This is a genomic window from Candidatus Protofrankia datiscae (genome assembly GCF_000177615.2).
In the GTDB taxonomy this organism is placed as follows: Bacteria; Actinomycetota; Actinomycetes; order Frankiales; family Frankiaceae; genus Protofrankia; species Protofrankia coriariae.
On sequence record NC_015656.1, the window covers coordinates 3,794,147 to 3,808,348 of the forward strand.

A 14,202-nucleotide genomic window follows, 5' to 3' on the forward strand; every position below is an offset into this window, starting at 1 on the left:
TTCGTCACCCGCAGGTACCTCGACTTCTCTCGTCTCGCAAGCTCTCTCTGTTGTCGTTGACGGAGCGTCAGCCGGTCCACCCGTCAGTGCGGTACGGCGATGTCAGGCCCGTGTACATGCCGTTCATGTCATTCATGTCGTCCCGCGTTCCAGGCGGCCGTGTTCCGATTTCCCGTAGCTGACACCTGTTGACCAGCGGCGTCGGCGAGGAAAGGCAGTGGCTGCGATCCGGCGGGTAACCCGGGCCCGGAAGTAAAAAGATCCCACCGTGCTGCCGGCGGCCTGCCGAGATGAGCGGACACCGATCGACACCCCGTGTCGGACGCCGTTTCGATGCCATTGCATCGGCCGTTTCCCGCGCCGTCACGGAACCCTGCCGGCCGACGAGACACACCCGGAGCCCGGGAAGCACCCAGGAAACACCCGAGAAGTAAAAAGAGAAAAAGAAGAGAAGGGGACGACACGTCTGATGCCCGCGCTCTTTCCACTTCATCTCGCCGTCGCGCTGGACGGTACCGGCTGGCATCCCGCGGCCTGGCGGGAGCCGCGGGCGCGCCCGCTCGAGCTGTTCACCCCGCGCTACTGGGTCGACCTGGTCGCCGAGGCCCAGCGCGGGCTGCTGGACTTCGTCACCATCGAGGACGCCCTCGGCGTGCAGTCCTCCCGCTATGACGGGCCGGACGGGCGGACCGACCAGGTGCGCGGGCGCCTGGACGCGGTGCTGATCGCCTCCCGGGTCGCGCCGCTGACCGCGCACATCGGGCTCGTCCCGACCGCGACCGTCACCCACGCCGAGCCGTTCCACGTCTCGAAGGCGGTAGCGACCCTGGACTACGTCAGCACCGGCCGGGCCGGCTGGCGGGCGCAGCTGTCGCGTCCCAGCGAGAACTCCCACTTCGGCCGCCGCGACATCCCCCGCCTGCGGCTCGAGGACTACGCGACACCCGAGGGCCAGGCGCTGGTCGCCGAGTACTTCGAGGAGGCCGGCGACTTCGTCGAGGTGGTCCGCCAGCTGTGGGACAGCTGGGAGGACGACGCGGAGATCCGCGACGCCGCCACCGGTCGGTTCATCGACCGCGAGAAACTGCACTACATCGATTTCAAGGGCAGGTGGTTCAGCGTCCGCGGCCCGTCGATCGTGCCGCGGCCACCGCAGGGGCAGCCGCTGGTCACCGCGCTCGCGCACAGCACGCTGCCCTACCGGTTCGGTGCCCGCTCGGCCGACGTCGTCTACGTGACCCCGCGGGACACCGACGACGCGCGCGCGATCGTCGAGGAGGTCCGGGCCGAGCAGCACTCCGCCGGACGGACGGAGAACGTGCACGTCTTCGGTGATCTCGTCGTCTTCCTCGACACCGCCGCGACGGCGGCGAACGACCGCCGCAAGCGCCTGGACGAACTGGCCGGCAGCGAGTACGGCAGCGACGCGCTGGTGTTCACCGGCACCCCCGCCGAACTCGCCGACCTGCTGCGGGACTGGCAGCGCGCGGGCCTGTCCGGCTTCCGGCTGCGGCCCGGGGCGATCCCGCACGACCTGGAAGCGATCACCCGCACGCTGGTCCCGGAGCTACAACAGCGCGGCCTGTTCCGCACCGCCTACGAGGCGGACACGCTGCGCGGCCTGCTCGGGCTGCCCAGGCCCGCCAACCGCTACGCCGCCGCCTGACGACCCGCCGGCTGATATCGAGCGCCTGGAGCGTACGTATGAGCAAGCCCCGCAAGCAGATCATCCTCGGCGCCTATCTCGGTGGCGTGAACCATCACACGGTGTGGTCCGACCCGGCCGCCGGCAGCCAGATCGCGTTCTCCTCGTTCCAGCACCTGGCCCGGACCGCCGAACGCGGCAGGTTCGACTTCTTCTTCCTCGCCGAGGGCCTGATCCTGCGCGAACGGCTCGGCCTGATCTTCGACCAGGACATCGTCGGCCGGCCGGACAGCCTGCCGGTGCTCGCCGCGCTGGCCGCGGTGACCGAACACCTCGGCCTGGTCGGCACCATCAACGCCACCTTCAACGAGCCGTACGAACTGGCCCGGCAACTCGCTTCGCTGGACCACCTCTCCGGCGGGCGGGCCGGCTGGAACGTGGTGACCTCCTTCGACGCCTTCACCGGGCAGAACTTCCGCCGCGGCGGCTTCCTGCACCGCGACGACCGCTACGTCCGCGCGGGCGAGTTCCTCGCCACCGCCCGGAAGCTCTGGGACTCCTGGCCCGCCGACGCCGTGGTGGCCGACAAGAACGGCGGGCGGTTCGTCCGCGACGACACCGTGGGCGCGTTCAGCCAGCACAGCGAGCAGTTCGACATCTCCGGGCACTTCAACGTCCCGCGCAGCCCCCAGGGCCGTCCGGGCGTCCTGCAGGCCGGGGTGTCCCCGCAGGGCCGGGACTTCGCCGCCGGCAGCGCGGACGCGATCTTCTCCCCCTACCGCCACCTGCCCGAGGCGCGGGAGTTCTACCAGGACATCCAGGCCCGGGCGCTGCGCCAGGGCCGTCCGGCCGGCTCGGTCAAGCTGCTGCCCTCGGCGTCGTTCGTGCTCGGCGACACCGAGGCCGAAGCCGTCGAACGGCACCGGGAGATCACCCGGACGCAGGTCAGCGGCCGGACGGCGCAGATCCTGCTCGAGACCGTCTGGAACCGTGATCTCTCCGGCTACGACCCCGACGGCCCGCTGCCGGATGTCGGCCCCGACCCGGAGGCCCCCCTGACGATCCAGGGCCGGGCGCGCCTGGCCCAGGACCCGCACGAGACGGTGGCCGGCTGGCGGGCGCTGGCCGAGGCGAACAACTACTCGCTGCGCGAGCTAGCCATCCACGTCTTCAGCCGCACCGAGTTCATCGGCACGCCGGTGCAGGTGGCCGAACGCATCGACTCCTTCGTCCAGAACGACGGCTCGGACGGCTTCATCCTCGGCTCCCACCTGACCCCCACCGGCCTGGACGAGTTCGTCGACAGGGTGGTCCCGCTCCTCCAGGAACGCGGCTCCCTACGCACCGAATACACCGGCACAACCCTGCGCGACAACCTCGGCCTCCCCGCCCCCGCCCCCGCTCCCGCCGCCGCCTCCGCCGCCTGAGACACCCGAACGCCTGAGACACGGAAAAGCGGCGCCGGAGCGCGCCGCTTGCGGCGACGCGCTACTGACGCCCTGCCTCCGCCGTGGCCCGCGACTCGCGCAGGCCACGGAACGGGGCGTCCACCCGGATCCCCGCCAACACCTACCAGCCGTAGGTGAAAACCGCTGTAGCAACCACGGTTTTCACCTACAGGTGCAGAGGCCGTAGGTGAAAACCGTCGCCATAACCACAGTTTTCACCTACGGCCGCGGCTGTGCACACGAAGGCGGACGGCCAGCGGCGTGGGACGGCGCGGGGAACGGCGCTCTCTGGCCCGATAGCCCCGCCCTGCCGCAGCCCGCCGCCAACGTACGCCAGAACACCAGATGACCCGACACTCCCGGACGGAGGCAGTCTCCGAAGCTCACGGCAGCGCCCACTCAAGATCTTTATTGCCTTCAGGTGCCCTTTGACTGCATCAGTCAATTCGCTCTACAAGGCAAGCTTGCCTGCTCTCCCATGGTTGCCTTGAGATACTGGCGAAGTGATGACCACTCCGGCCGGCGCCACGGCTACGGGTTTCGTGTTCTGGCTCGGTAGCCGGCCTTGGCGACGCTCCGTATGACGTTGATATCGCCGTCATGGCAACTGACTCCGATAAGGTGGTCGCCTATCGTGACGGCGATATCGGAGTCAGGCGGGATCATGGCGTACACGGGGAAGGTCACGAGCGCCGAGTCGCTGGGGCGCATCCTGCAGCAGGCCAGGCTGCTCGCCGGGCTGAGCCAGCGTGAGCTCGCCCGTCGGCTGGGCACCACGCAGAAGTACATCTGGGAGCTTGAGGCCGGCAAGCCATCAATCGTGATGGACCGCCTCTTCGCCGCCATGCGCGAGACCGGCATGGAACTGAGCACGACGATCACGCCCCGGGACGAAGATGGCTGACCTGGTCGTCGAACTGTACGGAACGCGGGTGGGTGTGCTCACCGGTCCGTGGCGCACCTTCGACTTCGTCACGGGCCCCGCGCGACCGCCGAGTTCGGCATCGACAGCACCATCCTGTCGGCGGCAATCCCGCTCACGGCGGTACAGGTGCGGGCACGCAAGGAACGCCGGCAGAACTTCTTCCGCGAACTGCTCCCCGAAGGACGGATGCTCTCCCGCCTCGCGCGGCAGGCTTGCGTCGCCGAACAGGACGTCATCGGCTTGCCGCGCCGTTACGGTCGCGACGTTGCCGGAGCCCTCCAGAGCTGGGACCCAGACGTCCCCGGCGAGCCGAAACAGCCGGCGCTGGAACCGGGTGATCGACGGCTGGCCGTCCAGCCACATCCTCAAGCCGGAGTCCCGGGACTACCCGACCTCGATCTACGACGAGGAGTTCGGAGCGCGCTTCGCGCGGGCCACCGGTCTCACCTTCTATTCGACCCATTCGACCTGGATCGGGGAATTCGAAGGCGTACCGGCAGTGGTCGTCGAACGCTACGACCGCTCCCCCGACGCCCCGCAGGGCCGCATCCACCAGGAGGACTTCAACCAGGTCCTCGGCGTGGCGGGCGACCAGAAATACCAGAAGTACGGCGGTCGCGTGAGCCTCGAGCGCATCGCCCGGGTGTTCTCCGCCGCCGGTGACCGCGGTTCGCTGGAGCGCCTGTTCAGGCTGATCGTGCTCTCGGTCGCTGTGGGCAACCTCGACCTGCACGCCAAGAACATCTCCCTGGTGCACCGGCCCGACGGGTCGATGCCCCTCAGCCCCGCCTACGACATGATGCCGCAGGCACACCAGCCCAACGACGGAGAAGCCGCTCTCGCCGTTGCCGGCGAATACCGCCACGCCGCCATCGCCCTCGACCATCTCGTGAAAGAGGGCCGCGCCTGAGGCCTCGCCACGGCCGCCGACCTCGCCGAGGAGACCCTGGCCACGGTCCTTCACCTGACGAGATCAGAGACTCCACACCCACGCGCGCACCCCGGGCTCACCCACACCATCGCCCGGTTCACCTCCAACCTCCTCACCTGCCACACCATCGGCGGCGAGTAGCCAGACCCCAGAAAACCATGGGGAATCACCCGCTACGTCAGAGGCTGTCAGAAGATCTTCAGCTGGCCGCCAGGGGGCAGCAGCTTTGACCTGCAGAAACAGCCCCCGTACTGGCCGATACACCGTTCTGCCGGCAGACCCGTTCGATTCCGGCCAACTGGGAAGAGCCCGATTCCCTGAGCGGCCGCATTCCATGACTCCTGTTGACTGATTATCAATCAACTAGGATGCTAAGTGGCACCTGCAGAAGCGTCAATGCACAAGACACGACGGGACGAGACACCGCCACGTGCAGTCCGTCGAGCCGCCCCGAGAAGAGGAACCCCGCTGTGAGAACTCACGACCCCGTTGCCGGAAGGCGTGTGCTGCTGACCGGAGCGTCCAGCGGCATCGGACGATCCCTGGCCACACAGCTCGCGGCCAAGGGCGCACACCTCGCACTCGTGGCTCGACGCACCCACCTGCTCGACGAGCTCGCCGTGGAGATCTCCGCGACGGGCGCCGCGCCCCCGGTCGTCCTGACCGCCGACCTCGCCTCGGCCGAATCGGCGACCGACGTGGCGCACCGCGCGCTCGGGGAGCTCGGTGCGGTCGACGTCCTGATCAACAACGCGGGGACGAGCCTGACCGGCGCGCTCAGCCTGCACTCCGATACCGAGGCCGCCCGCGCTGTCTTCGAGACGAACTTCTGGGCGCCGATCGCGCTCAGTGCCGCGCCGATCCCCGCGATGCGCGGCCAAGGACGTGGCACCGTTGTCAACGTCACCTCGACGATTCAGTCGGTCCCCTTGCCGCTGCTGGGGTACTACGCTTCGTCGAAGGCCGCCCTCGGGCAGGCGACGCGATCACTGCGCGAGGAGCTCGCCACCACGCCGATCCGTGTGCTCGAGGTGATCCCGGGCGGCACTGACACGGCTCTCCGCGACGTGGACGAGCTCCCATGGCGCGGCAGCGTCCCGAAGACGATTCCACCGGTCTCGGCGGACTCGATGGCGGCCGCGATCGTGCGGGCCCTTGAGCGCGGAAGCAAGCGGCTGGTCTATCCGCCCTACGCGCTGGTCCCCCTGGAACTTCCTGTCACCGGTCGTGTGGTCGCCCGCCTCGCCGGACGCCGGATCGACACGGCCAACGCCCTGCCCAGCGAGCCCTGAGGAAATGCCGCCATGCCTATCGTCCCGGCCCGGCGCCACGAACGTGCTGGCGCCCTCGCCGCTTTCGCTCACGTCGGCACAGCACCCGTCGCACACTTCGCCGTCCCGAAGCCGCTGGAGACGAAGCTCGGCCTGCTCGCCGCCCCCTGGTTCCGGCGGGAGACGGGGACCGCCAACGCGGGCCACGCGTACGGTGCACCGCGGCTCTACCACGGCCATCGTGATCCGACGTTCCTCCGGGCCACGGCCATCGCCGGTATCTCCATGGCCGCTGTAAGGGCCGTAGCGACGCTACGCGGCCACCGGAGCGGACCGTTGAGCCACTTGGTGGATGAAGGCCCACAACCCGTCAACTAGCGTTTGCTCATCATGACCAGCAATGTGGGTGCGACTGCGGACCGTCGTCGGCTGCTCCTCGAGGCAGCGCGTCAGCTCTTCGGCACGAGGTCGTACGACGACGTCACCACCACCGAGATCGCGAAGAAGGCGGGGGTCGCCTACGGACTCATCGCGCACCACTTCGGGAACAAGCGTGGGCTGTACCTGGCCGTGATGGACGGCATCCGGAACGAACTCGCCGCCGAGCAGGACAGCCCAGTCGAGGGCGAAACACTCACCGAACAACTCCACAACGCGCTTCGCCGCCACGTCGACTACATCGATTCTCACCGGTCAGGGTTCCTCGCCCTGCTCCGAGGCGACCTCGGCGCGGACCCGGACATGCGCGCGATGTCCGATGAGCTTCGCTGGGGCGGCGCCAGCCGAATCCTGCATCGGATCGGTGTCCATGGCGAGCCACCCCCGGTCCTGCGCGCCGCCATGCGAAGCTGGGTCGCCCAGTTCGATGAGCTGATGCTCGATCGCCTCGACCACGGCGACACGTCCGTCGACACGATCGTCGCGCTGGCCGCCAACGCGCTGATCGCGGCCCTGGGCACCGTACTTTCACTCGATCAGAGCATCGAACTCGACCCGGAAGTCCTGGCCCAGCTCGGAAGCTGTCAAGTCACGTAAGACAGTTGGTCGTGACCCGGTTGGCTGTGGGATTGGCTGGTTGATCCACCCGGTCTCGGGCAAGCGGGGTGGTCGCGGTCTGCGGCTGAACCGTGTGGGGTGGTCGGCGTGGTCTCTGATCAGGTCCCGGAACAGGTCGGGATGCTCCAGCCACGGCAGGTGGCCTGCGTCGCGGAGATCGACGCGGTGGACGTCGGGCAGTGCGCGGCACAGTGAGTCGGCAGCCGAGCTCGGCCGTGGATCACGGTCGCCGTGCACCACCAGCACAGGCACCCGCAGCCTCCGGTACTCGGCCAGCAGATCCTGTTCCACCCATCCGTCGACTTCGGTGCCGAGCGCCCGGTTGCACAGCTCGTTGACCGGTGACCAGGGCGTCGCCATCGCCGTGGCGTGCAGTTCACCGGCGTCAGGGTCGGCGCAGTCGGTCTTCCACTGGAGGATCGCCAGTTCGCGATCCTGATCGGCGGTACGGCCGAGCGATACCAGTTGATCATATCGGCGTAGCTCTGCCGGCCGTAAACGGGCGCGCATGTTGGCACGCCACTGTGCCTTCCAGGCTCTGCCCGTGCCGGTACCCGAGATGTACGCCAGGGAGCGGACCATCTCCGGATACGCGACCGCGAACCGCAACGCGAGCGTCGCGCCCCAGGAATGACCCAACAGGAACACCGGGCCATCGCCGGTCGAGACAATCACCCGGCGGAGGTCGTCGACGCACTGCGCCACGGTGAAGGGCCCGACAGGAGCGGACCGCCCGCAGCCGCGCTGCTCCCACCGCACCGTCTGAAGTACGCCAGTGAACAGCCGTGCCATCGGGTGGAGATAGTCGGCCAGCCCGGGCCCACCGTTGCACAGGACGATCCGCGGGCCTCGGCCGGTGACATCGCACCACAACGTGGCGCCGTCCGCGGCACGGACCGTCGTCTCCACCGCCGAACCATAACAACGACAGCGCATCCCCCTCACCACAGACAGCCGGGACCACACCGCACGCCTGCGGGACACCGCCACCGGGCGTCTGCCCGCGGCCCGCTGTCCCTTTCCCGGATGGCGGGTGGGTCACCGTCCTGGCGGATGGGAGGTACAAGAGCTCCGGGGGCGGCGTCCGTTCGCCGCTGTGGCGGTCGGTCGAGCTACACCGGTTCGAGCCTGACGATCTTGACAGGCCGGACCCCGGCTACCAGCCGCCCGACCCGGCCGCGTCCATCCCCGCACTGGATCGGATCCCCCTCGACGCGCTGCCTGCGGCACAACCGCGAACGCCACCACAGCCGCGGCGGCGATGGAGGACAGGCAGGCAACACCGCCGATCTTCCTCCTGATTACGGCGCTATTACAGCGCTGGTGGGGCGTACCGGAGAACTCTCCGTGAGGGACGCCCGGGACCGGATTTTGTGCGGGGCTGATGTGGGTGCGACCTCCTGGGACGGGGCGGGGACGGCGCGGCAGGGGCGCTGGGGATGGGGCGGGTCGGAGGGCGTTACAGCGGGGGGCCGATAATTCGTTAGCGGCGGCGGCATCCGGCACCTGACCCCCTACCGAACCGATATGATCACAGTCTGTAACGGTCATGTTTTCGCGCGCCACGTGACAGCCGGGCCCCGGAAAGGCGGAGCGGGAGCCCGGAAGCACGGCAGGAGACCGGGAACACGCAAGGGAACCCGGGAGCACGCGGGAAGCTCGGGCCACGTCGGCGACCCCACGGACATGACGGGGAGTGAGAGGCATCAGTACGGCCGGGATGGTGACACAACCGGGCCATCGACATGATCCCGACAGCGTCGGAGACTGGGGCTGTCAGGCGGACATCGCGAACATCTGGAGTCGCGTATGGGCGTCGATCGGCGCAGGCTCGGGGTGGTTGCCGGGCTCGTCGCGGCGGGACAGCTGGTGAGCGCCTTCCCCGGGCGCGCCCGGGTCGCGCAGGACCTGACCGGGCTTACCACCGCCATGCGGGCGCTGGTCGGCGGCTACGGGTCCACCGCCCCGGCGCAGACGGCCCTGCAGGCGTGGAACCTGGGCCGCCACATCGCCGCGTCCCAGGCGGGGGCGGTCCGTACCAGGCACGACTGGCAGGCTCTGCACTCCCGCACCCTCGTGCTGGAGGGCAACGCGCTCATCGACGCCGGTGACATCTGCTCCGGGCTGCGCGCGCTGACCCAGGCCGAGTCGGTCGCCGCGAGTATCGGGGACTGGCCGACGATCGCGCACGCCCACGCCGTGCGGGCGATGGCCGCGCGGGGGCTGCAACGCTGGCGGAGCGCGCTGACGCTCGCCGTGGAGGGGCAGCGGTACGCGGGCAACACCCCGGTCGCCGTGATGCTGGCGGTCGCCGAGGCCGGCGCGCGGGCGCGCCTCGGCGACACCCTCGGTACCGTCGCCACGATCGGCCGGGCGCAGGAGCTGATGAGCCGGCTACCCGCCGAGAAACACGGTGCCCCCGCCTACTCCCTCGACAGCTACCATCCGGCGCTGTTCGTGACGATGGCCGCCAGCGCCCTCGTCCTGGCCGGGCAGGTCTACGCGGCCGCGCCGTTCCTGGCCGAGGCCCGCGAGCGGGTCGGTGGCGTGGACGGCACCGAGGGCCGGGACCAGGGTGTCGGCTGCCTGGCTCCGCTGGTGCACGTCATCTGCGCGGACGCGGCGCTGCGCCGGAAGCGGCCGGACGTCGATGAGGCCGAGCATCATGTCACCGGCGCGGTGGCCGCCTCGTCCGGCCGGCCGGCGGCCTGGATGAGCAGCGAGGTGGCCCAGCTCGCCGACGGGGCCGCCCGGCACGGCGCCGACTGGTCCGACCTGGTCGCGTTGACCTCGGCCTGGGGCGGTTCCTCGGAAGATGTCCCGGCCTGACGAAATCTGTCGGATATCCGTTGGGACACAGGCATCCGGCGGCGTCCGGTGGCACATCGGGTAATAAAGACGCTGTGCGGATCCCAGCGCTCGACGCCGACGCGATGGCTGCCGCCCGGCAGCGGCAGGCAATGCTGACCAAGCCTCCGGGCGCTCTCGGGCGTCTGGAGGAGATCTCGGTCTGGCTCGCCGGCGTGCAGGGGGTCTGCCCGCCCAGGCCCTTCCGGCGCATCCGGGCTGTGATCATCGCCGGTGATCACGGCATCGCGCGGACGGGTGTCTCGGCCTTCCCACCGGAGGTCACCGCGCAGATGGTGGCGAACTTCGCCGCCGGCGGCGCCGCGGTGAACGTGCTGGCCCGCACGGTCGGCGCGTCCGTGCGGGTCGTGGACGTCAGCGTGGACAGCGACGAGCCGGTGCCGCCCCCGGCCGGCGCAGCGGGCGATACGGCAGCAGCAGGCGATACGGCAGCAGCAGGCACGGAGCCAGCAGCGGGCACGAGCGCGCCGGCGGCCGGCGTCGTGGACGCGGTCAACGTCACCAGCCGCTACCGGGTCCGGCGCGGCAGCGGGCGCATCGACGTCGAGGACGCCCTCACCGTCGAGGAGGCCGCCCGCGCGTTCGACATCGGTCGGACGATCGTCGACGAGGAGGTCGACGCCGGCGCCGACCTGCTGGTCCCCGGCGAGATGGGCATCGGGAACACCACTCCGTCCGCGGCGATCGTCGCCACCCTGCTCGACCGGGAACCGATCGAGACCGTCGGCCGCGGCACCGGCATCGACGACACCCGGTGGATGCTCAAGACCGCGGCGATCCGGGACGCGATGCGCCGCGGCCGGCCGTACGCCGCCGATCCGCTCGCCCTGCTGCGGGTGATCGGCGGCGCCGACCTCGCCGCTCTGGCCGGCCTGCTGGTGCAGGCCGCCGTCCGCCGCACCCCGGTGGTGCTCGACGGGGTCGTGGTCTGCGCCGCGGCGCTGGCCGCCGAGGCGTACGCACCCGGGTCGAAGGCCTGGTGGATCGCGGGCACCCGGTCGACCGAGCCGGCGCAGAAGCTCACGCTGACGTCGCTGGGCCTTGATCCCCTGCTGGACCTCGGCCTGCGCCTCGGCGAGGGCACCGGCGCGCTGCTCGCCGTCCACCTGCTGGTGGCCGCCCAGGCGACACTCGCCGAGATGGCCACGTTCGACCAGGCCGGGGTCAGTGACAAGACCGCCGGGGCAACTCCCACCGGCCCGCCCCCCAGCGACGCTGCCCTCAGCGGGCCGGCATCCAACGGCACCGCAGCCGTCCCGAGCGACGCGCCCGGGACGGCGGGCGCCTGACGCGGGCGGCCAATGCTCGCCACGCGGACGGTCTTCTCCCTGCTCTCGCTACTGCCCGTCCGGGGACGGGTCGCGCTCGACCGGCCCACCATGGGCCGGGCCATGGCTCTCGCGCCGCTGGTCGGCCTCGTCCTGGGGGGCATCGCCGCCGTCGTCACGGCCGGCTTCCAACTTCTCACGAAGGCACCCGCGGCGACGCCGGAAGCCCCGGCCGGGCACCTGCTCCCGGCCGCCATCGGAATCGCCGCCCTGGCGCTGCTCACCCGCGGCCTGCACCTGGACGGGCTCGCCGACGTCGCCGACGGCATCGGCGCCGGCCGGGAGCGGGCGCTGGCGGCCATGCGGGACTCGCGGCTGGGCGCGTTCGGCGCGCTGGCACTGATCTTCGTCGTCCTGGTCCAGGTCGCGGCGCTGTCGCTGGCGATCGGGGAGCACCGGGGCAGCCTGTCGATCCTGGTCGCGGCGATGACCGGACGGCTGGCGGCCACCCTGGCCTGTACCGGCGGCATCCCCGCGGCGCACCCGAACGGGCTCGGCGCCCTCGTCGCCGGTTCCGTGCGGCCGCGACAGGCCGTCTGCTCCGTGCTCGCCGTGCTCACGGTCGCCGCCGGCGCCGGGCTGCTGGGCGTCGACGGCCTGCTCGACGTGGACGTCGACGGTGGTGGCGGCAGCCCCGGCCAGGCCGCACGCGCGGTGGCCGCGGTGGCCGTGGGCACCGCGGCGGGCTGGCTGCTGCGGCGCTACCTGGTCGGCTATCTCGGCGGCATCACCGGGGACGTGCTCGGCGCCCTCGTCGAGATCACGGCGACTGTCACCCTGGTGTTCATGGCCCTGGGTGTTCCTACGATCTGAGGCACCGCTCCGGCATCATCCAGCCGGTGGTCCAGCGATATCTCATTCGGCGGTGGTAGTAGGAACACCAGGCCACAGCACCGCTCCGGGGCACTTCAGCCCTCACTTCGGGTTCAGCCCTCACTTCGGGGAGGCGTCGACGAACGGTGGCCGCAGCACGGTCATCGCCGACGGCCGGCCCCGCACGTCCACCCGGACGGTGTCCCCTTCGGCGACGCCGCGGTCGAGCAGGGCGAGGCCGATACCGCTCCGCAACGTCGGCGAGAACGTCCCGCTGGTGACCTCGCCCACCCGCCCGCCAGCCAGGTCGTACACGGCCATGTGCGGCCGTGGGATGCCCCGGTCCGTCGAACGCAGCCCCCACAGCAGCCGCGCCGGGCCCGCGCTCCGCTCCGCCAGCAGCGCGCCCCGGCCCCAGAACCGTGGCTTGTTCCAGCCCACCGCCCAGCCGGCCCGCGCCTGCACCGGGGTGATCGACGGCGAGAGGTCCTGGCCGTGCAGCGGGTAGCCCATCTCGGTCCGCAGGGTGTCCCGGGCGCCGAGACCGCAGGGCCGTGCCCCCAGGGACGACCCGGCCGCCAGCAGCGCGTCCCACACGGCCGGGGTGTCCGCCCAGCGCGTCACCAGTTCGAATCCGCGTTCACCGGTGTAGCCCGAACGGCACACGACGATCTCCCGCCGGGCGGCCTCCCCGACGCCGCCGTCCCCGATGCCCGGGGCAACCCCCGGCCCGTCGGCCCCCCGCTCCGTCTTCCCCGCGGCCGTTACGTCGGCTGTGTCCGTGGCTTTCCAGTCGGCCGACGTGAAGCTCATGTAGGCACCGTCGACCGGCAGGCCGAGCGCGGACAGCAGCTCCGGCGCGGCCGGACCCTGGACCGCGATCACGCCGAAGGCCGTGTGCAGGTTCTCGACGGCAACCTCCGGTGGGGACGCCGCCGCGAGCCGGCGGACGACCTCGGCGGTGTTGGCCGCGTTGGGGATCAGGAAGACCTCCGACGCGGAGTACAGGTAGGCGATCAGGTCGTCCACCACCCCGCCGGTCTCCGGATCGCAGCACAGCGTGTACTGGGCCTGCCCCGGGCCAATCCGGGACAGGTCGTTGGTGAGGGCGGAGTCGACGAGGTCCGCGGCGCCGGGGCCGCGCACGCGCGCCTTGCCGAGATGACTGACATCGAAGATCCCGACCGCGGACCGGACCGCCGCGTGTTCCTTGAGCACACCTCCGCCGGGATACTCGATCGGCATCTCCCATCCGCCGAAGTCGGCCAGCTTGGCGCCGAGCGCCACATGCCGATCGTGCAACGGAGACCGCAACAGCTCACCCATGCCTCGGCAGGCTAGCCCCATGGAGCGGCTCTCGAGCCGCTCCATGGGGACCCCGAGCTCGAGGGCGGGCCACCACACGGGGGTTTCCGGATCTTCCACCGAAGATCCGGAAACGAACAACACCCCCACCCACGAGCCGCTCCATGGGGACCCCGAGCCCGAAAGCGGACCACCACACGGGGGTTTCCAGATCTTCCACCGAAGATCTGGGCGTGCACCCGGCCCGTCGAGACACCCCGCCCGGGAACACCCCAACCGCCTCGGGACACCTTCTTCGAGCGTTTTTGGATATTCATGACACAGGCCCGTTCTACAGGTTTTTGGAGGCATCCGCACCCAGGCCGCCAACAGATCATCGATCATCGATGGACGGATGCGGGGCGAGGACGTGGAAGATGTGAACGCGGCGCTGCTCCAACAGCGGTGGATTCACGTCCTTCGCGCTCCTCAGGGTGGCCGGGGCGGTTTACGGGACTCGGCGTGGTCGGTGGGTGACGCGCGGTCGGGATGCGGATACGGGGTGGGGAACGGACTCTCGGGGGAACGGACCCTCCGGGGAAAGGCTGCGGCGATGCTCCGGAGGCGGTTGCG

The 14,202-nt window shown here is 70.5% G+C and carries 12 protein-coding genes and 1 pseudogene; 11 read left to right on the top strand and 2 right to left on the bottom strand.

The genetic code is table 11. The features are described 5' to 3' along the window. Positions 1 to 469: 469 nt before the first annotated feature. The 8 genes and pseudogenes from FSYMDG_RS15815 to FSYMDG_RS15845 all read left to right on the top strand — a co-directional run bounded on the left by FSYMDG_RS15815 (position 470) and on the right by FSYMDG_RS15845 (position 7,255). The gene (locus FSYMDG_RS15815) at positions 470 to 1,666 is read left to right on the top strand and encodes an LLM class flavin-dependent oxidoreductase (protein WP_013874407.1); all 1,197 of its coding nucleotides are present in this window, start codon (positions 470 to 472) and stop codon (positions 1,664 to 1,666) included. A 38-nt stretch (positions 1,667 to 1,704) separates the two neighbouring features. Beyond that, complete coding sequence (locus FSYMDG_RS15820) at positions 1,705 to 3,072, top strand: NtaA/DmoA family FMN-dependent monooxygenase (protein WP_013874408.1); 1,368 nt, start codon at positions 1,705 to 1,707, stop codon at positions 3,070 to 3,072. A 655-nt stretch (positions 3,073 to 3,727) separates the two neighbouring features. Beyond that, positions 3,728 to 3,997: a helix-turn-helix domain-containing protein gene (locus FSYMDG_RS15825; RefSeq protein WP_237702799.1), complete on the top strand. Its 270-nt coding sequence runs from the start codon at positions 3,728 to 3,730 to the stop codon at positions 3,995 to 3,997. A 147-nt stretch (positions 3,998 to 4,144) separates the two neighbouring features. Then, a pseudogene (locus FSYMDG_RS30120) lies at positions 4,145 to 4,240 on the top strand (hypothetical protein); the annotation flags it as partial. 43 nt (positions 4,241 to 4,283) lie between these two features. Continuing rightward, on the top strand, positions 4,284 to 4,928 hold the full coding sequence (locus FSYMDG_RS28640) for a type II toxin-antitoxin system HipA family toxin (RefSeq protein ID WP_237702801.1): 645 nt from the start codon (positions 4,284 to 4,286) through the stop codon (positions 4,926 to 4,928). Between the two features lie 491 nt (positions 4,929 to 5,419). Continuing rightward, positions 5,420 to 6,241, top strand: coding sequence for an SDR family NAD(P)-dependent oxidoreductase (locus FSYMDG_RS15835; RefSeq protein WP_013874410.1), 822 nt, complete (start codon positions 5,420 to 5,422; stop codon positions 6,239 to 6,241). A 12-nt stretch (positions 6,242 to 6,253) separates the two neighbouring features. Continuing rightward, on the top strand, positions 6,254 to 6,598 hold the full coding sequence (locus FSYMDG_RS15840; protein WP_013874411.1) for a hypothetical protein: 345 nt from the start codon (positions 6,254 to 6,256) through the stop codon (positions 6,596 to 6,598). 12 nt (positions 6,599 to 6,610) lie between these two features. Next, entirely contained in the window at positions 6,611 to 7,255 is a 645-nt protein-coding gene (locus FSYMDG_RS15845; protein ID WP_013874412.1) for a TetR/AcrR family transcriptional regulator, read from the top strand. On the opposite strand, the gene FSYMDG_RS15850 is transcribed toward FSYMDG_RS15845, so the two are convergent. Then, a complete protein-coding gene (locus FSYMDG_RS15850; protein WP_050803562.1) occupies positions 7,187 to 8,185 on the bottom strand; it encodes an alpha/beta fold hydrolase in 999 nt (332 codons plus the stop codon). The two genes, FSYMDG_RS15845 and FSYMDG_RS15850, sit on opposite strands and share 69 nt — an antisense overlap. A 900-nt stretch (positions 8,186 to 9,085) precedes the next feature. Here FSYMDG_RS15850 and FSYMDG_RS15855 point away from each other — a divergent pair. The 3 genes from FSYMDG_RS15855 to FSYMDG_RS15865 all read left to right on the top strand — a co-directional run bounded on the left by FSYMDG_RS15855 (position 9,086) and on the right by FSYMDG_RS15865 (position 12,285). Beyond that, positions 9,086 to 10,105: a hypothetical protein gene (locus FSYMDG_RS15855; protein ID WP_013874414.1), complete on the top strand. Its 1,020-nt coding sequence runs from the start codon at positions 9,086 to 9,088 to the stop codon at positions 10,103 to 10,105. Between the two features lie 104 nt (positions 10,106 to 10,209). Then, on the top strand, positions 10,210 to 11,433 hold the full coding sequence (locus FSYMDG_RS15860) for a nicotinate-nucleotide--dimethylbenzimidazole phosphoribosyltransferase (RefSeq protein ID WP_083828516.1): 1,224 nt from the start codon (positions 10,210 to 10,212) through the stop codon (positions 11,431 to 11,433). Positions 11,434 to 11,445: 12 nt separating this feature from the next. Next, positions 11,446 to 12,285, top strand: a complete 840-nt coding sequence (locus FSYMDG_RS15865; RefSeq protein ID WP_013874416.1) for an adenosylcobinamide-GDP ribazoletransferase — start codon at positions 11,446 to 11,448, stop codon at positions 12,283 to 12,285. 120 nt (positions 12,286 to 12,405) lie between these two features. Here the strand turns inward: FSYMDG_RS15865 and FSYMDG_RS15870 are convergent, their stop codons facing one another. After that, positions 12,406 to 13,611, bottom strand: a complete 1,206-nt coding sequence (locus tag FSYMDG_RS15870) for a glycine cleavage system aminomethyltransferase GcvT (protein WP_043606767.1) — start codon at positions 13,609 to 13,611, stop codon at positions 12,406 to 12,408. Positions 13,612 to 14,202 lie beyond the last annotated feature (591 nt).

Coding starts and splice junctions, on each gene's coding strand:
- FSYMDG_RS15860 (WP_083828516.1), top strand. CDS start 10,210: ATGGCTGCCGCCCGGCAGCGGCAGGCAATGCTGACCAAGCCTCCGGGC.
- FSYMDG_RS15820 (WP_013874408.1), top strand. CDS start 1,705: ATGAGCAAGCCCCGCAAGCAGATCATCCTCGGCGCCTATCTCGGTGGC.
- FSYMDG_RS15855 (WP_013874414.1), top strand. CDS start 9,086: ATGGGCGTCGATCGGCGCAGGCTCGGGGTGGTTGCCGGGCTCGTCGCG.
- FSYMDG_RS15870 (WP_043606767.1), bottom strand. CDS start 13,611: ATGGGTGAGCTGTTGCGGTCTCCGTTGCACGATCGGCATGTGGCGCTC.
- FSYMDG_RS15865 (WP_013874416.1), top strand. CDS start 11,446: ATGCTCGCCACGCGGACGGTCTTCTCCCTGCTCTCGCTACTGCCCGTC.
- FSYMDG_RS15845 (WP_013874412.1), top strand. CDS start 6,611: ATGACCAGCAATGTGGGTGCGACTGCGGACCGTCGTCGGCTGCTCCTC.
- FSYMDG_RS15815 (WP_013874407.1), top strand. CDS start 470: ATGCCCGCGCTCTTTCCACTTCATCTCGCCGTCGCGCTGGACGGTACC.
- FSYMDG_RS15840 (WP_013874411.1), top strand. CDS start 6,254: ATGCCTATCGTCCCGGCCCGGCGCCACGAACGTGCTGGCGCCCTCGCC.